This is a genomic window from Serratia sp. JKS000199 (assembly GCF_900215455.1).
Classification (GTDB): domain Bacteria; phylum Pseudomonadota; class Gammaproteobacteria; order Enterobacterales; family Enterobacteriaceae; genus Serratia; species Serratia ureilytica.
Genome location: NZ_LT907843.1, coordinates 2,365,812 through 2,390,621 on the forward strand (window position 1 = coordinate 2,365,812; position 24,810 = coordinate 2,390,621).

23 protein-coding genes and 1 pseudogene are annotated in these 24,810 nt (G+C 58.4%); all 24 read left to right on the plus strand.

Features of this window, described 5'->3' with window-relative positions; genetic code table 11:
- Positions 1-5 precede the first annotated feature (5 nt).
- The 24 genes and pseudogenes from tagF to CPH57_RS11505 all read left to right on the plus strand — a co-directional run bounded on the left by tagF (position 6) and on the right by CPH57_RS11505 (position 24,702).
- Positions 6-725, plus strand: a complete 720-nt coding sequence (gene tagF, locus CPH57_RS11385) for a type VI secretion system-associated protein TagF (protein ID WP_033643553.1) — start codon at positions 6-8, stop codon at positions 723-725.
- A 23-nt stretch (positions 726-748) separates the two neighbouring features.
- The gene (gene tssA / locus CPH57_RS11390) at positions 749-1,780 is read left to right on the plus strand and encodes a type VI secretion system protein TssA (RefSeq protein WP_033643554.1); all 1,032 of its coding nucleotides are present in this window, start codon (positions 749-751) and stop codon (positions 1,778-1,780) included.
- 122 nt (positions 1,781-1,902) lie between these two features.
- Positions 1,903-2,439, plus strand: coding sequence for a type VI secretion system contractile sheath small subunit (tssB, locus tag CPH57_RS11395; protein ID WP_015378282.1), 537 nt, complete (start codon positions 1,903-1,905; stop codon positions 2,437-2,439).
- Positions 2,440-2,442: 3 nt separating this feature from the next.
- Positions 2,443-3,948 (plus strand): type VI secretion system contractile sheath large subunit, encoded by a 1,506-nt coding sequence (gene tssC / locus CPH57_RS11400; protein WP_004934958.1) that lies wholly within the window; start codon positions 2,443-2,445, stop codon positions 3,946-3,948.
- A 67-nt stretch (positions 3,949-4,015) separates the two neighbouring features.
- On the plus strand, positions 4,016-4,399 hold the full coding sequence (locus CPH57_RS11405; RefSeq protein WP_047574724.1) for a Rap1a/Tai family immunity protein: 384 nt from the start codon (positions 4,016-4,018) through the stop codon (positions 4,397-4,399).
- Positions 4,396-4,887: a T6SS effector amidase Tae4 family protein gene (locus CPH57_RS11410; protein ID WP_025303293.1), complete on the plus strand. Its 492-nt coding sequence runs from the start codon at positions 4,396-4,398 to the stop codon at positions 4,885-4,887. Before CPH57_RS11405 ends, CPH57_RS11410 begins: the two co-directional genes overlap by 4 nt.
- Positions 4,888-4,943: 56 nt before the next feature.
- A pseudogene (locus CPH57_RS11415) lies at positions 4,944-5,207 on the plus strand (T6SS amidase immunity protein Tai4 family protein); the annotation flags it as partial.
- Positions 5,208-5,403: 196 nt separating this feature from the next.
- Positions 5,404-5,886, plus strand: a complete 483-nt coding sequence (locus CPH57_RS11420; protein WP_004934962.1) for a type VI secretion system tube protein Hcp — start codon at positions 5,404-5,406, stop codon at positions 5,884-5,886.
- 58 nt (positions 5,887-5,944) lie between these two features.
- Positions 5,945-6,430, plus strand: coding sequence for a type VI secretion system amidase effector protein Tae4 (locus tag CPH57_RS11425; RefSeq protein WP_071796739.1), 486 nt, complete (start codon positions 5,945-5,947; stop codon positions 6,428-6,430).
- A complete protein-coding gene (locus tag CPH57_RS11430; RefSeq protein ID WP_033643555.1) occupies positions 6,427-6,786 on the plus strand; it encodes a T6SS amidase immunity protein Tai4 family protein in 360 nt (119 codons plus the stop codon). The genes CPH57_RS11425 and CPH57_RS11430 overlap by 4 nt, the downstream gene beginning before the upstream one ends.
- Before the next feature lie 159 nt (positions 6,787-6,945).
- Entirely contained in the window at positions 6,946-7,404 is a 459-nt protein-coding gene (locus CPH57_RS11435; protein WP_060660571.1) for a T6SS amidase immunity protein Tai4 family protein, read from the plus strand.
- A 12-nt stretch (positions 7,405-7,416) separates the two neighbouring features.
- Positions 7,417-7,770, plus strand: a complete 354-nt coding sequence (locus CPH57_RS11440) for a T6SS amidase immunity protein Tai4 family protein (RefSeq protein WP_050594451.1) — start codon at positions 7,417-7,419, stop codon at positions 7,768-7,770.
- A 62-nt stretch (positions 7,771-7,832) separates the two neighbouring features.
- Positions 7,833-8,594, plus strand: a complete 762-nt coding sequence (locus CPH57_RS11445) for a DUF4225 domain-containing protein (RefSeq protein ID WP_096242352.1) — start codon at positions 7,833-7,835, stop codon at positions 8,592-8,594.
- A gap of 529 nt (positions 8,595-9,123) precedes the next feature.
- A complete protein-coding gene (gene tagH, locus CPH57_RS11455) occupies positions 9,124-10,851 on the plus strand; it encodes a type VI secretion system-associated FHA domain protein TagH (protein WP_060660569.1) in 1,728 nt (575 codons plus the stop codon).
- Positions 10,851-11,624, plus strand: a complete 774-nt coding sequence (locus CPH57_RS11460; RefSeq protein WP_033643559.1) for a PP2C family serine/threonine-protein phosphatase — start codon at positions 10,851-10,853, stop codon at positions 11,622-11,624. The genes tagH and CPH57_RS11460 overlap by 1 nt, the downstream gene beginning before the upstream one ends.
- A gap of 29 nt (positions 11,625-11,653) precedes the next feature.
- Positions 11,654-12,640 carry a type VI secretion system-associated protein gene (locus tag CPH57_RS11465; protein WP_096242354.1) on the plus strand — a complete coding sequence of 329 codons (987 nt, stop codon included), beginning with the start codon at positions 11,654-11,656 and terminating at the stop codon, positions 12,638-12,640.
- A gap of 15 nt (positions 12,641-12,655) precedes the next feature.
- A complete protein-coding gene (locus CPH57_RS11470) occupies positions 12,656-13,477 on the plus strand; it encodes a type VI secretion system accessory protein TagJ (RefSeq protein ID WP_033643561.1) in 822 nt (273 codons plus the stop codon).
- Positions 13,478-13,479: 2 nt separating this feature from the next.
- The gene (locus CPH57_RS11475) at positions 13,480-14,055 is read left to right on the plus strand and encodes a type VI secretion system baseplate subunit TssE (RefSeq protein ID WP_033650842.1); all 576 of its coding nucleotides are present in this window, start codon (positions 13,480-13,482) and stop codon (positions 14,053-14,055) included.
- Between the two features lie 4 nt (positions 14,056-14,059).
- Complete coding sequence (gene tssF / locus CPH57_RS11480; RefSeq protein ID WP_033643563.1) at positions 14,060-15,946, plus strand: type VI secretion system baseplate subunit TssF; 1,887 nt, start codon at positions 14,060-14,062, stop codon at positions 15,944-15,946.
- Positions 15,943-17,013, plus strand: coding sequence for a type VI secretion system baseplate subunit TssG (gene tssG / locus CPH57_RS11485; protein ID WP_096242355.1), 1,071 nt, complete (start codon positions 15,943-15,945; stop codon positions 17,011-17,013). The genes tssF and tssG overlap by 4 nt, the downstream gene beginning before the upstream one ends.
- A 56-nt stretch (positions 17,014-17,069) precedes the next feature.
- Positions 17,070-19,724: a type VI secretion system ATPase TssH gene (gene tssH / locus CPH57_RS11490; protein ID WP_033643564.1), complete on the plus strand. Its 2,655-nt coding sequence runs from the start codon at positions 17,070-17,072 to the stop codon at positions 19,722-19,724.
- Positions 19,725-19,773: 49 nt separating this feature from the next.
- Entirely contained in the window at positions 19,774-21,219 is a 1,446-nt protein-coding gene (locus CPH57_RS11495) for a serine/threonine-protein kinase (RefSeq protein ID WP_033643565.1), read from the plus strand.
- 141 nt (positions 21,220-21,360) lie between these two features.
- Entirely contained in the window at positions 21,361-23,946 is a 2,586-nt protein-coding gene (locus CPH57_RS11500; protein WP_033643566.1) for a type VI secretion system Vgr family protein, read from the plus strand.
- A 3-nt stretch (positions 23,947-23,949) separates the two neighbouring features.
- Positions 23,950-24,702 carry a hypothetical protein gene (locus CPH57_RS11505; RefSeq protein WP_096242356.1) on the plus strand — a complete coding sequence of 251 codons (753 nt, stop codon included), beginning with the start codon at positions 23,950-23,952 and terminating at the stop codon, positions 24,700-24,702.
- Positions 24,703-24,810: the final 108 nt, after the last annotated feature.

The following is a 24,810-nucleotide window of genomic DNA, read 5'->3' on the forward strand; positions in this document are numbered from 1 at the left end:
TGACCATGAGCACTGATTCAAGCGCCCCGACGAGCATCGGCTGGTACGGCAAACTTCCTTCCGCCGGTGACTTCCTGCAACGCCGTTTGCCTGACCCGGTGGTCAACAACTGGGCCCACTGGTTCCATAACGGGCTGGTGAATTTGCAGCGCGATGCACAGGGGCCAAACGATCACCCGTTCAGCAACGCGCCGGTGTGGAACTTCGTGATCCCCGCCACGCTCGGCAGCCAGTACGTGCAGATGGGCTGCCTGTTGCCGGCGCGCGACCGCGTCGGGCGGCGTTACCCCATCTGCGCGCTGCGCCTGTTCAGCCAACAGGATTGGCGCCCGCAACAGCTGAACATGGCGGCGAGCTGGTACCAACAGCTCGGCCATACCCTGCTGAACGGCGTGCGCAACGGCTTCTCCGCCGAACAGATCGACCGCACGCTGCAGGCGATCCCGGCGCTGCCCAGCCCGCCGGCGGAAGCGGACTCCGAGATCTTGTCGATTATCGGTTTCCAGCATCCGGACGTACCGGGCCTCGGCTGGCAGCAGGCCGCCGACTGTTTCGATCCGGCGCAGTACACCAGCTTTTGGTGGACCAATCAGGCCGACGGGCACCCGCTCTACACCCACGTGCACAGCGGCAACCTCACCGTGCAGCTGTTTTCATTGCTGTTCGAACCCAACGGCTGGGCGCGCCCAGGCCGCGGCGGCCAGTACCCGCAAATGTTTGATTAACATCGCTCGTTGAAGGAAATCTTATGGCTATCGACACCGATACCCTGCTGGCCCCGGTTGACGCGGATACGCCCTGCGGCGACAACCTGGAATACGACGCCGACTTTCTGGCCATGGCGCGTGCCGCCACCGGCAAAGCCGAACAGCAATTCGGCAGCACCATCATTCCGGAAGAAGCGCCGGATTGGGTGCAGGTCGAGCGTCTCGCAAGCTCGCTGCTGGCGCGCACCAAAGACCTGCGCGTCATGCTGTATCTCACCCGCGCCTGGACCCAGCTGCGCGGATTGCCGGGCTATGCCGACGGGCTGACGCTGATCCACCAGGCGATACTCCGCTACTGGGATGCCCTGCAGCCGCCGCTGGAGTTCGACGGTGAGGCCGACCCGCTGTTCCGCATCAACGCGCTGGCCGACCTTGGCGACAAGGCCGCGCTGGCCGCCAGCGTGCGCGCCGCGCCGCTGCTGAAAAGCGCCGCCGGTGAAATCTCGCTGCGCGATGCCGGCGCCCTGCTCGACGGCAGCAAGCAAGAGTGCCCCAACTTTCCCGGCGGCCGCGCACGGCTGCAGGATGAGCTGGCGCAACAGGATCGCCCCGAAGGCGCGCTGGTGATGCATATCGCCAACACCCTGGCCGCCATTCGCAGCGAAGTCACCCGCCATCTGGGTGAAAGCGCGCTGCCGGAAATGAGCGCGCTGACCAAGGTCTTTTCGCTGGTGGCGCTTGCCGGCCAGAGCGAGGCCCCGGCCGCCACCGAAGCGGACGCCACACAGGAAACCGCCGCTGAGCAGCCACCGGCCGCCGTGCAGAGCGCCTCTGCCCCACTCAACTGGCGCAGCGCGCAGATCCAGTCGCGCGATGACGCCCAGCTGATGCTGGACAAGGTGAAAAACTATTTTCGTCTTCATGAGCCAAGCCACCCGGCGCCGCTGATGATCGATCGGGTACAGCGACTGATTACGCTGGACTTTATGCAAATCGTCCGCGATTTGGCGCCCGATGGGCTTAACCAACTGGAGACCATTCTCGGTCGCCCCGACAACGAGGAGAACAGCTAGCCGCCGACTTTTGTTCTCTTGACGACACCCGATACCGTCTGCCCCTGCGCAGACCCGAATCAGAACCTGACTCTCCCAGCCGGACGAGGCGCGTTCCCAATCGCCATTAGATGGAGTAAATCATGTCAAACTCGAAATCCCGCAGCGGGCAGAAATTCATCGCCCGCAACCGCGCGCCGCGCGTACAGATTGAATACGATGTCGAAATTTATGGCGCAGAGCGCAAAATCCAGCTGCCGTTCGTGATGGGCGTGATGGCGGATCTGGTGGGGAAAGCGGTCGATCCGCAAGCCAGCGTGGAGGAGCGCAAGTTCATGGAAATCGACGTCGACAACTTCGACGAGCGCATGAAATCGCTGAAGCCGCGCGTCGCTTATCAGGTTGACAATACCCTGACCGGCGAAGGCAAGCTGAACATCGATCTGACCTTCGAAAGCATGGAAGACTTCTCCCCCGCCGCTATCGCCCGCAAGGTCGACGCGCTGGACAATCTGCTGGACGCCCGCACCCAGCTTTCCAACCTGCTGTCCTACATGGACGGTAAAAACGGCGCCGAGGAGCTGATCTCCAAGATCCTGCAAAACCCGGCGCTGCTGAAATCCCTGACCGACGCGCCGAAGCCGGCGGTTAACGATGACAACAACGAGCGTGAGGATTAATCGATGAGCAACTCGCCTCAGCAACAAAATGCGTTGCAAACCACCGAGACTTTTTCCAGCGATGAGTTCAGCGCGCTGTTGAACAAAGAGTTCCGGCCGAAGACCGATCAGGCCAAAGAAGCGGTCGAGAACGCGGTGAAAACTCTGGCGCAGCAGGCGCTGGAAAATACCGTCACCGTTTCTTCCGACGCCTACCGCACCATCCAGGCGCTGATCGCGGAAATCGACGAAAAGCTGTCGCAGCAGATCAACCAGATCATTCACCACGACGATTTCCAGAAGCTGGAAGGCGCGTGGCACGGCCTGCACTACCTGGTCAACAACTCTGAAACCGACGAGATGCTGAAGATCCGTTTCATGAGCATTTCCAAGCAGGAGCTGGGCCGCACGCTGAAGCGTTATAAAGGCGTGGGCTGGGATCAGAGCCCGATCTTCAAGAAAATCTACGAAGAAGAGTATGGCCAGTTCGGCGGCGAGCCGTTCGGCTGCCTGGTGGGCGACTACTACTTCGATCACAGCCCGCAGGACGTGGAGCTGCTGGGTGAAATGGCCAAGATCGGCGCCGCCTCGCACTGCCCGTTCATCGCCGGCACCGCGCCAAGCGTGATGCAGATGGAGTCCTGGCAGGAGCTCTCCAACCCGCGCGATCTGACCAAGATTTTCCAGAACACCGAATACGCCGCCTGGCGCAGCCTGCGCGAATCGGAAGACGCGCGCTACCTGGGCCTGGTGATGCCGCGCTTCCTGGCGCGCCTGCCGTATGGCATCCGCACCAATCCGGTGGACGAGTTTGACTTCGAAGAAGATACCGACGGCGCGACCCACGGCAACTACACCTGGACCAACGCCGCCTACGCCATGGCCGCCAACATCAACCGTTCGTTCAAAGAGTTCGGTTGGTGCACCGCCATTCGCGGGGTGGAATCCGGCGGCGCGGTGGAGAACCTGCCGTGCCATACCTTCCCGAGCGACGACGGCGGCGTGGACATGAAGTGCCCGACCGAGATCGCCATCAGCGATCGTCGCGAAGCCGAGCTGGCCAAAAACGGCTTTATGCCGCTGGTGCACCGCAAAAACTCTGACTTCGCCGCCTTTATCGGCGCGCAGTCGCTGCAGAAGCCGGCGGAATACTACGACGCCGACGCCTCCGCCAACGCCCAGCTTTCCGCACGCCTGCCATACCTGTTCGCCTGCTGCCGCTTCGCGCACTATCTGAAGTGCATCGTGCGCGACAAAATTGGCTCCTTCCGCGAGCGCGACGATATGGAGCGCTGGCTGAATGACTGGATCATGAACTACGTGGACGGCGATCCGGCCAACTCATCGCAGGAAACCAAGTCGCGCAAACCGCTGGCCGCGGCGGAAGTGCAGGTGGAAGAGATCGAAGACAACCCGGGCTACTACAGCGCCAAGTTCTTCCTGCGCCCGCACTACCAGCTGGAAGGCCTGACCGTCTCCCTGCGCCTGGTGTCGAAGCTGCCTTCGCTGAAGCAAAACGACGCGTCCTGATGGGCTGAAGTCAGGCCGCGATCGCGCGGTCTGGCTGATACATTAACCTCATCACAGGGAAAGAAAGATGAAGACAAAGCGGTTTTATCTGGCATCGCTGTTGGCAGTCGTCTGCTCGCTCTCCGCCGCGCCGCCAGCTTTCGCAGAGCAGACATCGATAGCGCATTTGACGTCCGATGATGTCAATCTGCCAGGCAGCGACTTTTTCCGTTTCTATCGCAGTACAGATAAACAGGAAAAAGAGAAAGCGCGAATTTATTTGCTGGGCGTGCTGGACGCGACGGAAGGAAAAAGCTGGTGCCAATACAGCCAGCTACAAACCGTCACTCTGCAGGAGTTTGTGTTCGAATTCTTTAATAAACTTCCCGCTGCGCGCCTGCACGAAAGGGCTGCCCCCCTGATTGAAGAGGCTCTGGCGACTCGCTTCCCCTGCAAAGGAGGCAAAGCATGAAACCTTTATATCGTCAGCTAAAAAGCAGCCATTACTCCTCTGATTACTCTAGCCCGGGATATTTGGCAGCAGAAGCCGTTTACGCCGAGATTGGTTATGAGCTTGATACGCTTCTAAAGCAAAATCCTGGTTATGCCAATACCTGTGCCGTCCGCATGAGCCTGGCGCTGTTGAAAACCGGTATCAGCTTCAAAGGCCGCCTGCCAATCAAAAAAGGCGCCTATAAGGGTAAAACGATTGAACCTGGAGCCAAATTGCTGGCCGATCAGTTGCATCGCTCCAGTAGTTTTGGCAAAGCCAAAATTTTCTTTAATGCTCCAGATGCAGAGAAAGGTATTGGCAATAAAAAAGGCGTCGTGTTCTTCAATAAGATCACCAACTATGATGGCGGACACATTGATCTTATCGAACCAGAAAACTCGCTATTAACCTGCCATTCCCATTGCTATTTTAACTGCAAAGAGGTCTGGTTTTGGGAGTTGAGCTAGTGTTCCATCGGCTGGCCAGTAAAAGCATGAGGTTTGGTTTAACTGCATATAAGGCATTCTCTCTTGATGCGGCCAGAACGGCGAATGCGATGAGAGAATGGATGCCATTCGATATCGAATCAGGTGATGAGAAAATCAATGCTCTCATCGGCAAATATAAATCCAGAGTCAATGAGTTTCACAGTGAAACCAAAGGCAAGAGTCAAGGTGTCACCTTAAACTGCCTGCGGTTGTACCATAGTCCGGAATTGGACAAGCTTTCCCGACAGCTCATTGCAGGCAATCCAGATCGCACGTGGAATCAAGATAACGCGAAATAATTAAGCATTGAGCCATTATCATTTTAATAATGGCTCGGTAACCCGTACCGATAGTTTTCGGTATTTAAGAAGGTGCATGGCACAAGGATATAAATTGGTAATGCATTACCACACTTGCAATTCCTGCTGCTATTACCTGAGTTTTTCAACGTAACGTTAATACTACTGTTAACCCTTAATAAAGAGTGAAGAAACTATGGCTATTGATATGTTCCTGAAAGTTGAAGGTGCCAGCGGCGAATCCAAAGATTCGAATCACAAAGGCTGGACCGACATTACTTCTTTCTCCTGGGGCGCCTCTCAACCAGGCAATATGGGCGTTGGCGGCGGCGGTGGCGCCGGTAAAGTGTGCTTCAACGATCTGCACGTCAACGCGCTGATCGACAAGTCAACCCCGGCCTTGCTGAAACACTGCTCAAGCGGCAAACACCTGACCAAGATTGAGCTGTCGGTTTGCAAGGCGGGCGGCACCCAGGTTGAATACGCAAAAATCACCCTGGAAGACGTGCTGGTCACCGCCGTGCAGTACACCGGTGCAGGCGGCGAAGACACCGTGGGCGTCACCTACTCCTTCCAGGCGGCGAAAGTGAAACAGCAGTACTGGGAGCAGAGCGACAAAGGCGGCAAAGGCGCCGAAAGCAGCGCAGGTTGGAACATCAAGGAAAACCGCGAAGCTTAATTTGTCTGCCCCCGGCTACGGCCGGGGGTTCATAACATGGATACAATGGAGAGTCAGGATGAAAAAACCTCTATTTGGACCCGCATGGATTCGTTTTTCTGAAGTCAATATCAATGTAAAAAAAGTGGGTGCATTGATTGGTGGAAAAGTAGAAAGCAATATTGAAAACGGTATTTTTGAAAATGCTTGTCCTATACGAATGAGTTATGTACTCAACTATACAGGCATACCAATTCCCTCTAACTCCGGTTATGCGACTGTGTCTGGTAAAGATAAAAAATGGTATCTTTATCGTGTTAACGATATGATTCTCTTTTTAGAAAAGAACTTCGGCAAGCCTGATATCACGGTGAAATCCCCTACCCCAGCTAAATTCTCAGGTAAAAAAGGGATAATGGTTATACAAGGAAATGGCTGGCGAAATGCCAGAGGACATGTCACATTATGGAACGGTGACATTTGCTCTGACTCTTGTCATTTCATGGGGGATCCTGAGAATGGATCTTTTGTTCCTGAAGTCGCATCACTTTGGATATTAAAATGAAGACTACCCACATCGCCCTTGCTCTTCTTCTCGTTTCTCCTATGTTGCTGGCGGAAGATATAAAAATAGAAAACTTACCTCAAAGCGAAATTTATGAAAATTGGCTGATTAGCCGCTGCATTGGGAAATCTACTGACTCAGAAAAAACCAAGCAAGATGCCTTCCGTTCCGCTTCCGCCTATTTAGAATTCAGTAAACTCCCCATGGATGCATTCGAACAAGGCGAAAAACTGGCTGAACAGTACGCAAATAAAAATAGTCAAGGATCAGTTAAAGGAAGTTATCATACTTTAGATTGCCTTTCGCTGCAGAGTTCCAGTGAGGCTAAAGCCATCTTCGAACGTTACTCTAATTAATAATTAACATTGTAAGTTGCAATTTTATAAAACCATCAACTTAAGAAAATTAGAGTTTTATTAATTATTTTCACTGGGTATTAGCCATCAAGCATTGAGATACTCATGCGCTGGTTATGTATTACTCTGCACAAACCATACGGATTTTGGAGTGTTGAGATGAAAAAAATCCTTATCTCCTTTTTTTGTCTATATGCCACTTGTGCTATAGCGCAGAAAAATCAAGAAGAGTCGATTGAAAATTGGCCGCCGCAAGCGGCATACAGAAGCTATTTGCAAAACTACAAGGATATTGCTCTAACCTACTGCATTTCCGTCGCTTATAAGACATCACCAGAGGCTAGCAAAGATGCAATTGCCTCATCGAATGGTATCGATGCTTGGTCATACTATGCAATTCGTGATGAAGAATCCCCTATCATCAAGCTGACAAAGCAGTATTTGCAAAAGAATTACAATGCTAAGGATGGGAAAAGCCGTTTAGACTTAATGAAGTGCATGGATATGTACCATAGTAAAGAGCTTGACAAACTTGCGAAAGATTATGTGCAGCGCCCTAATGATAATTGGGTGAAAGACAATCCGGACAGAGTAAATGAAAATCCTCCTCGGAAATAACCAGTGAAAAAAATCTCACTGACTGTGGCCATCGCCGCAACGTTGAACGTCAATGCAGCGACAGAAATTGACTATTCCCCTGCCGAGTACCTCAAAAACTACGCGCTTAGCGTCTGTATCGCCGAGGGGTACTCAGCAAAAGAAGTCAAAAACGATGCCGCAGCCGCTGCTCGGGGTTACATGGAGTTCGGCGATTATTCTCTGGAGGCGCATACCGCCGTCAGGGCGCTGGCAAAAGAATTTCTGGCAAAGCCCTATGACAGCATGTCTGGGGAGCCGATGACGATGGCCAAGTGCATCGATCTTGTACATAGCCAAGCGTTGCAAGCCATCATCAAGAAGTACCAAGGGAAAGACGACAACTGATAATAAATACGCATCCTTACATATAATAAATGTTAGTTTAGAAAAATAGGAAAGGAATCCTGATGCAATACAAAACAAAAGCAGATCTGGATAGATCTGTCGATGAACTCAAAAAACTATCAAGAACGTTTTCACGACAGTATCTATACACCAACGAATCAAGAGCTAATTTCTCACTGGAAATAGACCAACTTATTCAGTTTGCACAAAGGGATATCAGTATACACTGCACATCCTACTCTGGGGCAATCAGTATAATTGAAGAGGAAATCAACAACCTCAAACAACAAGAATTCAACATTAATACAGGTAAAGCCAAGCTCTTTGTCGCAATAAAAAAAGAAAAAAGAGAAAGATTTTCAAACCTGGTGATGAAACAAGTTGGTTTTGTCAGCGGCGGCTCTCAGATATTTGCCGGAATCGGAACCTGTGCACTTTCTGCAGGCATGGCCTGCGGGGGCATTGGCGTACCGTTAATGGCTCAAGGAGCAAATAATGTTTACGAAAGTGGCTATTATTTACTTTTCAGAAAAGATAAGGTTGGCAGTATAAGAGAGGCATACCACTACGCGGCTAACTATCTAGGTTATAATAAAAATGAAGCTGACATCGTTTATAGTTCCGTTGACATATCACTATCCGGGTACGGTATATTTGGCAAGTCATTAAGACCTGACTCTTGGCGGTTGTTTAAACACATAAACAGCGATTATATTATTGGATGGAAAAAACTTGGCACGGTTCCATTAGGCGCAGAGGTTTTTTCCAATGCCATAACTGGCTATGGAATTTACAAATTAATCGATGAGGAAACAAAACAGTGATCGATGACGTCACGCTTTCCACCTACTCTTACTCATTTGTGTTTTTATACTTTTTCCTGTCAGTCTTAGTATTTGTCGGGCTTTATCACCTAAAACAAAAAACCAACAATAGAAAATCCTATTCCCTTTTTGTGATAGCTACCACAGTAAATTTATTTGCAAGCATCATCCAAGGTTTAGTATTTAACTATGGTTCTGAGATACTGGATCCAATTCTCAATATAAAATTTCAAGACTATGATGAGGTGTGGTACGCCAGTATTATATTCGCCCTTACTTACCTGTCTCAATTACCAACTAACCTCTATTACAAAAGAAAGACTAAGAATAATGCGAATAATAGCAAAGACATCTCCTGACATATACAGCCTCACGTTATTACATTGAAGTTTTCGACCATATAATGCGTTAGCCAAAGAATTTAGTCACTCACATTCAAAGCTCTCTCTTAGGAAAGAAATCAAGTCAAACTCATCCAGTTATCGAGTTTCACTGTCTGGCCATAAGATCTAATCAGCAGGAATGCCTTATGCGATTTTCCATTGTAAAAAATAAAAGCGGCCAGGTTCCGCCGCAAAGCAGTTGCGATTTTCTGCCGCCGGGCGGCACCATCGGCCGTAGCGTGGACAACAACCTGGTGCTGCCGGACGAAGAGCGCGCCATTTCCCGTCTGCAGGCGATCGTGCACATTTCCTCTGACGGCGAATGCCGCATCACCAATCGCGGCAACGTCACCCGCGTGCTGCTGAACGATATTCCGCTGGAGCGTGGCCGCCAGGTTGAACTGCAGGATGGCGACGTGCTCGGCATCGACGATTACCAGATTGAAGTCAGCGCGCTGCAACAGCACGCCGCGCCGCAGGCTCAACCGGTGGCCAAGGCCGTTGCCGCTGCTGCGGCCCCTGCAGCCGCCGCCAAAGAAAAATCCGCCGCGCCGATCCCCAACGAAATCTGGGACAGCCTGGTGGAAGAATTTACGCCGAATGCGTCGGCCGCCGTCACACCGCCGCCGGTAGCCAATCCAGACAGCCATCCGCTGCTGGATACCCCCGCTCGCGAGCTGAACCCGGCCGATCCGCTGGCGCAGCTGGCGGGCGATGTCGATCTGCGCCAATTGCAGCAACAGCAAACCGATCCGGCCGCCCTATTCAACACCGACTCCACTTTTGAGCGTGAGCATATCCTGGCCGACACCACCCCCAGCGCGCTGCTGGCGGAGCAGGCTGCGCCACCGCGCCCGGCTCCCCCCGTCCAGAATGCGCAGCAACCGGAACAAGAGCTGGATCCGCTGGCGCTGTTCGGCGGTTCATCCGCGCCCGCTTCGCCAGAGACGTTAAACAGCAACGACCCGCTGGGGCTGTTGATGGGCGGCGCCGTGCCGCTGGCTCAGCCGGAGGAACCGGCACAACCGCCGTCCCCACCACCGGCGCCGATCGCCGCACAACCGCAAGCGCCGCGCCCTCAACCGACGCCGCCGCCGGTGCAGAGACCCGAGCCGCAGCCCCAACCCGCACCGCAGTTCAGCCAGCAGGAACCGCCTGCGCAACCTCCGCGCCCGCGCCAGGGCAACCGCTTGGGCATCGATCCGGTCGCCTACCAGTCCGCCCAGCGGCAGCACGCCGCCGCGCCGAATGGCGACACCTTGGAGGGGCCGCTGCTGACGGCGCTGTTGCAAGGCCTCGGTCTCGACGATCTGCAGCCGCAGCCGCATTTCGACGAACAACAGATCCGCCAAGCCGGCCGCCTGCTGAGCCTGTTCTCGCAAGGCACCGTCGCCCTGCTCTCATCCCGCTCGATCCTCAAGCGCGGCGTGAAGGCTGAGATGACCATGATCCTCGACGAGGCCAACAACCCGTTCAAACTGCTGCCTTCGGGGAAAACGGTGCTGATGCAGATGTTCGGCAGCCAGATGCCGGGCTTTATGCCGCCGGAACAGGCGGTGCGCGATGCGCTGATCGACCTGCAGGCGCACCAGCTGGGGATGATCGCCGGCATTCGCGCCATCATCGCCGCCATGCTGCAGTCGTTCAACCCGGAGCGCCTCGAAGAGGAAGCGCGCAAGGAAGGCGTGGCGCCGCGTCTGTCGCTGCCCGCCAACCGCAAGGCCGCGCTGTGGGACTACTTTGTGAAGAACTATCAGCAAACCTCCGGCGAAATCGAGGACGATTTCCACACTCTGTTCGGCGAAGCCTTCCTGCACGCCTATGACGTTGAAGTGAATCAATACAAAGACTCACAGACCAAACCGGACGCGTAATGAATATCACCATAGCCTCTACCTCCAATCAGGGCGGCCGCGCCTCCAACCAGGATCAGACCGGCGAGGTGCTCGGCAACCGCGCCGCCTGCTTCGTGGTGTGCGACGGCATCGCCGGTTTTCCGGGCGGCGATATCGCCGCCAAACTGGCGCGCGACACCATTTTGCAAAACTTCGACGGCGAAAAGCACCTTAACGCCCAGAGCATTCGTCAGCACATTACGCGCGCCAATGCCGCCATCCACCAGCAGCAGCGGCAGTCGGACGAATACAGCAAGATGGGCACCACGCTGGTCAGTCTGTTTATCGATCGCGATTACCAGCTGGCCTACTGGGCGCACGCCGGCGACAGCCGCCTGTACCTGTTCCGCCGCGGCTACCTGCATGCCGTCACCACCGACCACAGCCTGATCCAACAGATGCAGGACGCCGGTTATCAGACCAACGGCATCAACAGCAACCTGCTGTATTTCGCGCTGGGGCTCAACGAAGAGCGCGACGCCACCTACAGCGACGTGCTGCAGCTGGAAGACGGCGACGTTTTCCTGCTGTGCACCGACGGCTTCTGGCACAGCTTCAGCCAGGCCGAACTGGAACAGTCGCTGCACATGGTCAACTCCCCCAGCGAGTGGATCGCCCTGATGCAGCAGGCATGGAAGAAAAACAATAACAGCGATAACTACAGCGCTATCGCCGTCTGGATTGGCTCACCGCAGGAAACCACCCTGCTGCATTCGCTGGCGGATGCGGAACGGTTTCTCATCCGCGACTGAGTCGGCGCACATTCACAGCAAGGTTCACTATGAAATACTGGATGCCGGGGCTCGTCGCCCTGATGGCGGTACCGACCGCGCAGGCGATGAACTATCGCCTGGTTTACTCCCCCAGCCAGAAGCTGGAAGTGTTTATTGATGACGTCAAGAACAGCAATCCGGAAAGCTGGTGCGGCAAAAGCATCCCGCTGCGCATCGTCTCGGCGCAAGGCAAAGATCCGGCCGTGTTGAACGACTTTCTGCCCCGCGTCGGCAATCTGCTGGAAAAGCAGTGCCCAAAAGCCGGTCATCTGCCCTGGACGCTGACCGACAAGCGCGGTGAGAAGCTGGCGACCGGCGAAGCCGCCAAAGCGCGCGGCTGGAAACCGGTGGTCAAGCAAGAGACCGCCGAGCAGCCGCAAACCCCGCCGCCGCCGACCATTCCTACGGCGGTGGCCGTCACCTCTGCGCAGGCGGACACCGCGCCGCCACAGCGTTTCAGCCTGCCGCAGGGCTGCCACTTCCGCACCTTCTGGGGTGACGAAGCCACCGGCGGCGCGCTGTTCATTCCCGCCGGCGACGCGCTGCGCTGCGGCGAGGACGGCTGGCTGCAAGGCAGCGGCGCGGTCACGCTGCAACACGGCGGGCAAACCCTCTCGCCGACGCTGTGGTTCCTGCAAGGTTACCCGCTGGCGAAGATTAACGGCGGCGATCGCGCGCTGACCGTCGTCAGCGCCAACGCCCAACGGCTCATTTTGGGCGGCAACCCGCAGGCGCCGGGCAGCTTCCTGCTGCTGACCTTCGAACCGCAGTTGCATGCCTGGGCGTTCAACGGTGAAGCGATCGTTGAAATGCCGCGTGTCGACGCCGCCGACGAGACCAAGATCACACAGCGCGTGCAGCAGGCGCAAACCGCCTGGCAGCCGCTGCTGAGCGCCGCCGCCCCGCTGACCTTCAAGCTGGTGGAACAGTTGGCCGCAGACCGGGTCGATCCCGCCAGCGGCAGCTACCTGTCGGTTAACGGCGCCACTCACTGATTATAAGGAAAGCCTGTGAAATCATTAGCAAGCATGCTGCAAGGCCAGTCGATCGCCGCGGCCATCACCGCCGTCGAGAACGATATCAAGGCAAAACCGGCGGATGCCGACCTGCGCGCCGCGCTGGTGCAACTGCTGTGTCTGAGCGGTAACTGGACGCGCGCCAACGCGCAGTTGAAATCCTGGCAGGCGCTGAAACCGATCGCCCAACCAACCACCTTGCTGCTGATGCAGTCGGTCAACGCCGAGCTGCAACGCCAGGCGGTATTCGCCGGCACGGCCGCGCCGACGCTGCTGCGGCAGGCGCATCCCTGGCTGAAACTGATGGTGCAGGCGCTGCATCAGGATGCGCAAGGGGCGGCCGAGCAGGCCCAGACGCTGCGCGATGAGGCGCTGGAGGCCGCCCCGGCCGGCGCCGGGCGGTTAATGTTGGCCGAAGGCGACCAAGAGCGGCAGCTGAGTTTCGACTGGCTGACCGACGGTGACGGCCGCCTCGGGCCGGTGTGCGAGCTGGCGCTCAACGGCGTTTACTACTGGGTGCCGTTTGCCGACATCGCCGCGATCCAGTTCCAGGCGCCACAGAGCGCCATCGATCTGGTGTGGAGCCATGCGCTGGTGCGCCTGACCGACGGCCGCGAACAGGTATGCCAACTGCCCGCCCGTTACCCGCTGCCCGAAGGCAGCGACGACGCGCTGCTGCTCGGCAAACGCACCGAATGGCAACCGCTGGGCGACGGCGCCCACTATGCGGGGCTGGGCCTGAAGACCTGGCTCAGCGAAAGCGACGAATTCCCGCTGCACAGCCTGCGGCAGTTGAGCTTCGACGCGAGCGCCTGACCATGAACGACAAGCGCCCACCCCACTATGACGGCGGCGATCTGCGCCGCCAGGGCTATCGCTCTCGTCAGGACAGCGAACGCCTGACTTCACGCGACAAAATGCAGCCGGTGCTGCTCGACATGCTGACCGACGACGAACCGCAGAAAAAGCAGGAGGCGCAGGTGCGCAACCTGGTGTCGCACAGCGAGCTGCGCCGCCGGGTATTGCGCGATTTGCAGTGGCTGTTCAACTGCGTCAACAGCGAATCCAATCTGGATCTCGGCGATTTTCCACAGGTGCGGCGCTCCACCCTGAATTACGGCATCGCCTCGCTGGCGGGCAAGCGCATGTCGGACATCGAATGGCTGGACATTCAGCGCGCGCTGACCGATTCCATCCTCCATTTCGAGCCGCGCATTCTGCCCGACGGGTTGCAGGTGCGCTGCATTTCGGACACCGGCTCGCTGGATCTGCACAACGTGCTGTCGATCGAAATCAAGGGCCGCCTGTGGTGCGTGCCCTATCCGCTGGAGTTTCTGTTCCGTACCGACGTGGATCTGGAAAACGGCCACTTCGATCTGAAAGACATAGGGTAAGGCGATGGACAGTAAACTGTTAGATTATTACAACCGCGAGCTGGCCTATCTGCGTGAGATGGGCGCCGAGTTCGCCGAACAGTACCCGAAGGTCGCGGGCCGTCTCGGCATGCGCGGCATCGACGTGGCGGACCCTTATATCGAGCGTCTGATGGAGGGCTTCGCCTTCCTCACCTCGCGCGTGCAGCTGAAAATGGACGCCGAGTTCCCGCGCTTTTCTCAGCGCTTGCTGGAGATCATCTACCCCAACTACCTGTCGCCGACGCCGTCGATGGCGATCGCCGAGCTGCAGCCGGACAGCAGTAAAGGCGATATCAGCAACGGCTTCGTGGTGCCGCGCGGCACCATGATGGACAGCCAGACGCTGAAGAAAAGCGGCATCACCTGCAGTTACACCACGGCGCATGACGTCACGCTGCAGCCGGTGCGCATCGCCGGCGTCGAGCTGGGCGGCATTCCGGCCGATATTCCGCTGGCCTCGCTGGGGCTGCAGCACAGCGGCTGCGTCAGCGCGCTGCGCATTCGGCTGGAGTGCTACGAAAGCGTGACGCTCAACAACCTGCAGCTGGACCAATTGATGTTTTACCTGGCCGGGCCGGACATGCAGGCGCAGCAGCTGCTGGAGTTGCTGATGCAGCACAGCGTCGGGCTTGTCTGCCAAACGGTGGAGGCTCAGCCGCAGCGGCGGGCGCTGGCGTTGGACGGGCTGCGACAGGAAGGCTTTGCCGCCGATCAGGCGCTGCTGCCCAACGATCTGCGCAACTTCGAAGGCTACCGGCTGCTGCAAGAATATTTCGCCTTCCCGGCGCGCTTCCAGTTCTTCAGCGTCAACGGCCTGCGCCCGCTGTTGCAAAGCGTGCGCGAAGGGAAAAAGGCGCTGCGCCAGTTCGAAATCGTGGTGCTGCTCGATAGGCACGACGCCGCGCTGGAACGGGTGGTCGACGTTGCCCATTTGGCGCTGCACTGCACGCCGGTGATCAACCTGTTTCCTAAAGTGGCCGAACGCATCGCGATCAACGAAAAGAACCACGAATACCATCTGGTGGTCGACAATATCCGGCCGCTGGATTACGAAGTGTTTTCGGTGCAGCGGCTCGGCGGCAGCGCCAGCGAAAAACGCTACGAGCAAGAGTTTCGGCCGTTTTACAGCACCCTGAGCGCGGACGATGGCAACTATGGCGCCTACTTCTCGCTGCGGCGCGAACAGCGCACGCTGTCGGAGCACGCCCGCCGCTACGGCACCCGCACCGGCTATGCCGGTTCGGAAGTGTTCGTATCGCTGGTGGACGAACGGCAGTCGCCGTGGCACAGCGATCTGAAATACCTCACCGCCGACGTGCTGTGCACCAGCCGCGACCTGCCGTTGATGCTGTTGCAGCAGGATCAGGGCAATTTCGTGATGCCCGATTCAATCCCGATCAAGCAGGTCTCGCTGCGCAAAGGCCCTACACCGCCGCGTCCGGCGCTGGCCGAAGGGATGATCACCTGGCGGTTGATCAGTCAGCTGCAGCTGAATTACCTCAGCATGATGGACGGCGATCCGGAACAGGGCGCCGCCAGCCTGCGCCAGCTGCTGGGGCTGTACGGCAACCTGAGCGAGCCGGCGATCGCCAAACAGATCCAGGGCGTGCGCCACTGCAACCTGCGGCCGGTCTATCGGCGAGTGCCTGAACCCGGCCCCATCGTGTTCGCGCGCGGCATCGCCATCGATCTGACGGTCGATGAGCAGGCGTTCTCCGGCAACAGTCCTTACCTGCTCGGCAGCGTGCTGGAGCGCCTGTTCTCGCGCCTGGTGGCGATGAACACCTTCACCGAGATGACGCTCTCCAGCCAGCAGCGCGGCGAGATCGCCCACTGGCAGGCGCGCATGGGCAAAAGGACGCTGATATGAACGCGGAGATGATCGCCACCGAACTGGCGCCGCCGCAGATCAACGCGCTGTATCGCCTGCCGGACGACTTCTGGCCGCGGCTGCGCAGCGCGCCTTACAAGCACGATCTGTTTCAACTGCTGCGGCGCATCGACGCCCAGGGCGGCCAACCCTACCTGCTGGGGCGCGCGCCGCTGCCGCGCCACGAGATGCTGCGCCTGGGCCAGGAACCTTCGCTGTCGTTCGCGCCGTCCACGCTGGCGCAGGTGACGCCGCGCGCCAACAGCCCGCTGCACGACGTATCGATCTTCAGCTTCGGCCTGTTCGGCCCCAACGGGCCGCTGCCGCTGCACCTGACCGAATACGTGCGCGAACGGGTGTATCACCATCAGGACACCACCCTGCTGGCGTTCACCAATCTGTTCCATCACCGGCTGACGCTGCTGTTTTACCGCGCCTGGGCCGACGCGCAACCTACGGTGTCGCTGGATCGCCCCGACAACCGGCGCTTCGACGAGTACCTGTCGAGCCTGATCGGCATCGGCCAGCCGGCGCAGCAAGAGCGCGACAGCATCAACGCCCACGCTAAACATTTTATGGCCGGTCATCTGATTCGCCACAGCCGCGATCCGGAAGGCCTGAGCAAAATTTTGCAGCAGTATTTCAAAGTGCCGGTGCGCATCGTCGAAAACGTGCCGCACTGGCTGCGGGTGGAGCCGAGCGAGCAGGCGCGGCTCAAGGCCGGACGCGGCGCGCCGCGGCTCGGCGAATCGGCCTTTCTCGGCATCGCGGTGCGGGATATCCAGCACAAGTTCCGCATCGAGCTGGGGCCGATGCCGCAGCAGGACTATGACCGCTTTCTACCCGGCGCCGATCTGTGCCGGCAACTGCGCGACTGGGTGCGCCAATACCTGGGCATCGAGTTCGTCTGGGAAGTCCGCCTGATCCTGGCGAAGGAACAGGCGCACGGCATCCAGCTCGGCGGCGCGCAGCGATTGGGCCTGAGCAGTTGGCTGGCCGACCATCGGCGACAGCGCGATCTCGACGATCTGATCTTCAGCCCTGAACCGCTGGAAAACCCGTTCTGACCCTATTTCGGCCGACGCCCGGCGGCGTCAGGCCACTCTGAGACCTGAGGAAAACCATGTCTGAAATCAGCCGCTCGGTATTATTCGGCAAACTGGATAGCCTGTTATTCACCTCTCTGGAAAGTGCGACGGCGTTTTGCAAGCTGCGCGGTAACCCCTACGTCGAACTGGCGCACTGGCTGCATCAGCTGATGCAATCGCCGGACGGCGATCTGCAGCAGATCGTTCGCCACTTCGCGCTGGACGAGGCGCAGCTGGCGCGCGACATCGTCGAGGCGCTCGATCGCCTGCCGCGCGGCGCCAGCGCCATCTCCGATCTGTCCGAGCACATCGACAGCGCGGTAGAACGCGCCTGGGTCTATGGCTCATTGAAGTTCGGCGCAGCGCGCATCCGCGGCGGCCACCTGCTGCTCGGCATTCTGAAAACCTACAGCCTGCGCCACCTGCTGAAGGCCATTTCCCCGCAGTTCGAGCGCATCAACGCCGATCTGCTGATGGAACAGTTCGCCGCCATTACCGCTCACTCGGCGGAAAACGCCCAGGACGCGGCGGCGCAAAGCGGCGCCGAGCCCCTGCCCGGCGCGGCGCGCAGCGGTGAAAGCGTGCTGGCGCAGTATGCCCAGGATCTGACCGCCAGAGCGCGCAACGGCGAGATCGACCCGGTGGCCGGCCGCGATGAAGAGATCCGGCAAATCGTCGATATTCTGATGCGCCGCCGCCAGAACAACCCGCTGCTGACCGGCGAGGCCGGCGTCGGCAAAACCGCCGTGGTGGAAGGCCTGGCGCTGCGCATCGTGGCCGGCGACGTGCCGCCGCAGCTGCGCGACGTGAAGCTGTGCCTGCTGGACATCGGCATGCTGCAGGCCGGCGCCGGCGTCAAGGGCGAGTTTGAAAAACGGCTGCAGGCGGTGATCGACGAAGTGCAATCCAGCCCGACGCCGATCATCCTGTTTATCGACGAAATTCACACCCTGATCGGCGCCGGCGGCGCCCAGGGCACCGGCGACGCCGCCAACCTGCTGAAACCGGCGCTGGCGCGCGGCCAGCTGCGCACGATCGGCGCCACCACCTGGTCGGAATACAAGAAATACATCGAGAAAGACCCGGCGCTCACCCGCCGTTTCCAGGTGGTCCAGGTACACGAGCCGAGCGAAGACAAAGCGCTGCTGATGCTGCGCAGCACCGTCAGCCCGCTGGAGCAACACCACCGCGTGCTGCTGCTGGATGAAGCGGTAGACGCCGCGGTGCGGCTGTCGCATCGCTATATTCCGGCCCGCCAGCTGCCGGACAAGGCGGTGGCGCTGCTGGATACCGCCTGCGCGCGCGTGGCGGTCAGCCAACATGCCGAGCCCGCCCAGGTCGAAGACTGCCGCCACCGCATCGATGCGCTGCAGATAGAGTTGGATATCGCCCGCCGCGAGGCCAAGGTCGGCATCGGCGATCCCCTGCGCCCGCAGGAGATTGAAGCCCAATTGACCGCGCTGCGCCAGGAACTCGAACAGTTGACCGAGCGTTGGCAGCAGGAGCTGGCGCTGATCCAGCAGATCATCACGCTGCGCGCCCAACTGCACGCCCAAGAAGAGGCGAGCACCGACGAAGAGACGCAAACGCGCCCTGATGCCGACGCGCTGCGCGCCCAATTGGGCGAACTGCAGCAGCAGCTGAGCGCGCTGCAGGGCGAAGCGCCGCTGATCTTCGCCGCCGTCGACGCCAACATCGTGGCGGCGGTGGTGGCCGACTGGACCGGCATCCCGCTGGGCCGCATGGTGAAAAACGAGATTGAAGCGGTGCTGCAGCTCTCCGACACCCTGAATCAGCGCGTCATCGGCCAACGCCATGCGCTGGATCTGATCGCCCGCCGGGTGCGCACTTCGCGGGCGCGGCTGGACGATCCGAACAAGCCGGTCGGGGTGTTCCTGCTGGCCGGGCCATCCGGCGTCGGCAAGACCGAAACCGCGCTGGCGCTGGCGGAAACCCTGTACGGCGGCGAGCAGAACGTCATCACCATCAACATGAGCGAATTCCAGGAGTCGCACACCGTTTCGACGCTGAAAGGCGCGCCGCCCGGCTATGTCGGCTACGGCGAGGGCGGCGTGTTGACCGAGGCGGTTCGCCGCCGTCCTTACAGCGTGGTGCTGTTGGACGAGATCGAAAAGGCGCACCCGGACGTACATGAAATCTTCTTCCAGGTGTTCGACAAGGGCTGGATGGAGGACGGCGAAGGCCGTCATATCGATTTCCGCAACACCATCATCATCCTGACCTCCAACGTCGGCACCGATCTGATCGCCGGGTTGTGCAGCGATCCGGAGCTGCTGCCGGAGCCGGAGGCGCTGAGCGGCGCGCTGCGCCAACCGCTGCTGTCGGTGTTCCCGGCCGCCTTGCTCGGCCGCCTGCTGGTGGTGCCGTATTACCCGCTGACCGACGCCACGCTGGGCAACATCGTGCGCCTGCAATTGGGCCGCATTCAGCGTCGCCTGGCGGAGAATCACGACATCGTCTGCACCTTCGACGATGCGGTCATCGAGCAGATCGTCAGCCGCTGCACCGAGGTGGAGTCCGGCGGCCGCATGGTCGACGCCATCCTGACCAACACCCTGCTGCCGCAGATCAGCCACACCCTGCTGACCGGCAGCGCCAACGACCAGCGCTATCGCCAGCTGCATATCGCGCTGCAGAACAACGAATTCATTTGTCAATTTCAGGCATAACGCCGCGGCCGCCGAGACGGCGGCCCTTTGAACACAGAGAGTCATCACTATGTCGGGAACCGGGATAACCAAACCGAATTCGAACAGCCTGCCGAGCGGCTATCGATTCAATGAATTCGAGATCCAGGAAGCGATCGGCGAAGGCGGCTTCGGCATCGTCTACCGCGCCTACGATCACCAACTGGAACGCACCATCGCCATCAAGGAGTACATGCCAACCTCGCTGGCGAAACGCAACGACGATCTCAGCATCGGGCTGCGCGGCGAACGCTTCGGCAAAACTTTCCAGGCCGGGCTGAACAGCTTTATTCAGGAGGCGCGTCTGCTGGCGCGCTTCTCGCATCCCGGTCTGCTGCACGTGTTGCGCTTCTGGGAAGAGAACGGCACCGCCTATATGGGCACCCAGTTTTACAGCGGCACCACGCTGAAAAACCTGCAGGCGCAGCAGCCGGAGAAAATCGACGAGGCGTGGATCCGTCGGCTGCTGCCGCCGCTGTTCAGCGCCATCAACACCATCCATCAGGAAGGCTATCTGCACCGCGACATTTCGCTGGATAACATCCAGATCCAGGAGAGCCAGCTGCCGGTGCTGCTGGACTTCGGGTCGGCGCGCAAAGAGATCGGCAACCTGTCGGACGAAACGGAGATCATGCTCAAGCCGGGCTTCGCGCCGATCGAGCAGTACACCGAGAACAGCGACGGCGAACAAGGGCCGTGGACCGATATCTACGCGCTCGGCGCCGTGCTGCACACGCTGATCGTCGGTTCGCCGCCGCCGGTCAGCGTGGTGCGCAGCATCGAAGACAGCTACCAGCCGCTGACCGAGCGCCGCCCCGCCGGCTACTCGCCGGAGCTGCTGCGCACCGTCGATCGCGCGCTGGCGCTGAAGCCGGAAGACCGCCCGCAGACCATTGACGAAATGGCCGAGTTGTTGCACCTGCCGATCGCCGATGAAAACGAAATAATCAGCACCCCGGCCGCCGCGCCGGAGAACTTGCTGGTCGCCGCCAACCCGGCCGCCGCTGCGGCCGCAGCCGGCACCGTTACCGCGCGCGGCACCCAATTCTCGCGCCCGATGATGGCCGGCGCCGGCGTCGCCGCGCTGCTGGTGATCGGCGCGATCGCCTGGCTGAGCGGCGGCAAGGACGATGCCCAGGCCGTCGCTCAAAACAGCGAGGCGTCACCGGCGCAGAAAACCCTGACGCAGCAGCCGAGCGCGCCGCAAACCGCGCAGCCTGCGGCGGCGGAACCTGAAAAAGCGGCGCCGCCGGCGCAACCGGTGGCGTTGGTGTACTTCAAACTGCAACCGGGTGAGCAGGTCAGCCTCGACGGCAAGCCGCAGCAGGTGACGCCGGGCGAAAACGGCTTCGCCAGCCTGAACCTGGCGCCGGGCCGCTATCAGCTGGAGATCCGTCACAACGATCGGCTCCGCCGCCAGCAGCTCAGCATCGACACCGCCGGCACCTGGCTGGTCAACCCGGCCACTGCCGGCTAATCCCGTTCTGAAACTCCGCCTCGGCGGGGTTTCCCCTATTTCATGAGACTGACGAGCAACTGCCCCCTCATTGGCCGCGCGGCAAGGCCGCTGCAACGCCGGAGTATGCAGGGCATGACGTCAATCACAGAGGACGTTCTCATGTTGGATCGCATTATTGCGCACACGCCGCTGGGCCAGGAGCAACTGCTGTTTCGCTCGCTGGACGGTATCGAAGCGCTTTCCACTCCTTTCGACTTCTCTATTGAATTGCTGAGCACCGACGCGCGCCTCGATCGCAAAGCGCTGCTCGGCCAACCGCTGACGCTGGAAATTCCGACCCAGGGCTTTCTCAGCGCCCCGCGTTACCTGAACGGTAAGATCACCGCCATCGCCGTCAGCAGCGAAGAGATCGGCGGCACGCGCTACGCGGTGTACAACCTGCACGTGCAGCCGGACCTGTGGCCGATGACCAAAGACCGTAATTTCCGCATCTTCCAGGAACAGACGGTGCCGCAGATCGTCAAGACCCTGCTGGCGGAGCACAACGTGCAGCTGGAAGATCAGCTGACCGGCGACTATCGTCTGTGGGGCTACTGCGTGCAGTACAACGAAAGCAGCTTCAACTTCATCAGCCGCCTGATGGAGCAGGAGGGCATCTATTACTATTTCAAACACGAAATGGGCAAACACACGCTGGTGCTCGGGGACGCCCCCCACCATCACCAGCCCTATCCCGGCTATGAGATGATCCCCTACCACCTGACGCCGTCGGGCGGCAGCACCAGCGAGGAAGGTATCAGCCAGTGGACGTTGTCCGATCGCGTCACGCCGGGCATCTACAGCCTGGACGACTACGATTTCCGCAAACCGAACGCCTGGCTGTTCCAGGCGCGGCAAAACCCGGTCTCGCCGACGCCGGGGCAAATCGACGTTTACGACTGGCCGGGCCGCTATACCGAGCATCAGCAGGGGGAGTTCTACGCCCGCGTGCGCCAGGAAGCCTGGCAGGCCGAACATCAGCAGATCCGAGGCACCGCCACCGCCATGGGCATCGCCCCCGGCAGTACCTTCACGCTGTATAACGCCCCGCATGCCGACGACAATCGCGAATATCTGACGCTGCAGGCCAGCTACCATCTGAAAGAGAATCGCTACGCCAGCGGCGACGATCAGAGCAGCGAACACCGCATCGACTTCATCGTCCTGCCGGCGGACGTGCCCTGGCACCCGCCGCAGCAGGCCACCTGGCCGAAAACCCACGGACCGCAGACCGCACGGGTGGTCGGCCCGGCCGGCGAATCGATTTGGACCGACAAATACGGCCGTATCAAGGTGAAGTTCCACTGGGATCGCTTCGGGCCGAAAGACGACGGCAGCTCCTGCTGGGTGCGCGTCTCCAGCGCCTGGGCCGGCCAAGGCTACGGCGGCGTGCAGATCCCGCGCGTGAACGACGAAGTGGTGGTGGACTTTATCAACGGCGATCCGGATCGGCCGATCGTCACCGGGCGCGTCTATAACGAAGCCAGCATGCCGCCGTGGGCGCTGCCGGCCGCCGCCACCCAGATGGGCTTTATGAGCCGCACCAAGGACGGCACCGCCGACAACGCCAACGCCCTGCGTTTCGAAGACAAGGCCGGCGCCGAACAGGTGTGGATCCAGGCGGAGCGCAACATGGACACCCAGGTGAAAAACGATGAAAGCCACACCATCGCTAACGACCACACGCATCTGGTGGGCGGTAACCAGATCAAACGGGTGGTGCTTAATCAGGCGACCGGCGTCAAAGGTGAATCCTCCGCGCTGACCGGCAAAACGCGCAGCGACGCCGTGGTCAATGCCTTTACCCTCGGCTCCGGCGAATCGCTGCGGCTCGAGTGCGGCGAAAGCGTGATCGAACTGCTGGCGGACGGCCAAATCAACATCACCGGCACCAGTTTCAATATCACGGTAAAAGAGGATGGCGCGATCAACACCGGCGGCCAGCTGGATCTCAACCAGCCTGGCGGCGCCGCGCGCACCGCCGCACCGGGCGGTGGCCATCAGGCGGCAATCCAGAGCGCCGTCGATCAGCTGTTCCCGAACGAGGAGGCGAGTGGTACGCCGGGAAAGCCGGTTAACGCCGCCCCTCGGGCGGCGGCAGCGGCGCCGGCATCTATCACGCAAAATGCTCAATCGACAACAAAACCCGGCAGAATTGATAATCGGGTTGTTGAATCGGTCATGGCCTCTGAAGGGAGTGCTGGAGAACAAGGTGGGCGCCGTGAGTTATACGGATTCAGAAAAGGAAATGGCAATGCTTATGACAAAATCCTTGCTGCTCGTAACCAATACGGCCAAGGCAGCGCTGAAGAGTTTGAGGAAGTATCCAAAGCAATGAGCGCATCAGCGAAGTCTGCAGGTGCACTGAACTTTTCTGATCCAGGAAAACAAGGGGCAATAACTTCATTGGCACATATGCGTGGCTCATCTGGCGCACAAGCGATCCTGAACTCCATGGAGTCCGGACGAATAGTTAAGGCTGATACCTTAACGTCGGAGGCAATAGCCAAAATTGAAAGTATGTCGGCGGAAAGCTTTCAGGATAATTTACTTAAAGCTCGGGTAGAATACGATAGAGCAATATATGGAGATACCATCACGACGCAGGGTGGTAAACAGTACAACTGGTGGGCACGTTATGGTAATGGCCTTCAAAAGCGGTATGCCCGGGAAGCAGAAGAATTTTTAAAATTATCAAACGAGTGATTTATGTTCAAAAAAATCTTATTACCTACATTGTTTGCTGCTTCTTTGCTTGGCTCCATTGAATCCACATCAGCGATAGACCTGTTACAATATAACAAAACCAACACAGTAAGCGGGCTGGTCAACGATAAAGCGGTCACTGACAATCTTAAAAGCATACTGGGTCAAGACTATGAAAAGTACATCAACAACTTTGATGTGTTCGGTGAACCTCATTCAACCCCAGGTGGTGGGTTATTTGTTGAAGGGTGGCTAAAAGATCTTTATCTGGAAAATGCCTCTGCTCTGGTCATCAATCCCGATGGGAAAATTTATGCCGCCTGGGTTGTACCTGATTCTGATATCATAAATTACAAATCATCTGATAAAGATTCCCCTATTAATAATGATATTCTGCATTGGGCTGCACGCTTCAAAGACATGCATTTTTCCTCAGACAGCAAAAGAAATAAGGTGAGGACTGAGGAAGAATACTTTGACACACAGTCATTCTCTATCAAGCTCATGACTGTTTGCATCAGTAAAGGAAACTGTAATGATGCTACTTATTATGGAGAGCGTAAAAAAGATGGTGCTGCTGTAACTTTGCAGGGAAAAGTGACACGTGCTGATTGCAATACAGCCCCATGCCCAATAATCAGTTATGAGTTTAAAAATGCATCGACGACCTACATGCTCAGTAAAATTGATAACACACTGACAGTTATAAAGAACGGTAAGATATTAATGAATCAAAAAGGAACTTGGGGGAAATAGCCACCACAACCGCCACCGAGTGATTCCAAGGCACTTGATTCCAAGGCGCTAAAGTGAGACTTGGCCTATCTACCTACACTGTATAGATATCAAACGGCCTATACGTCA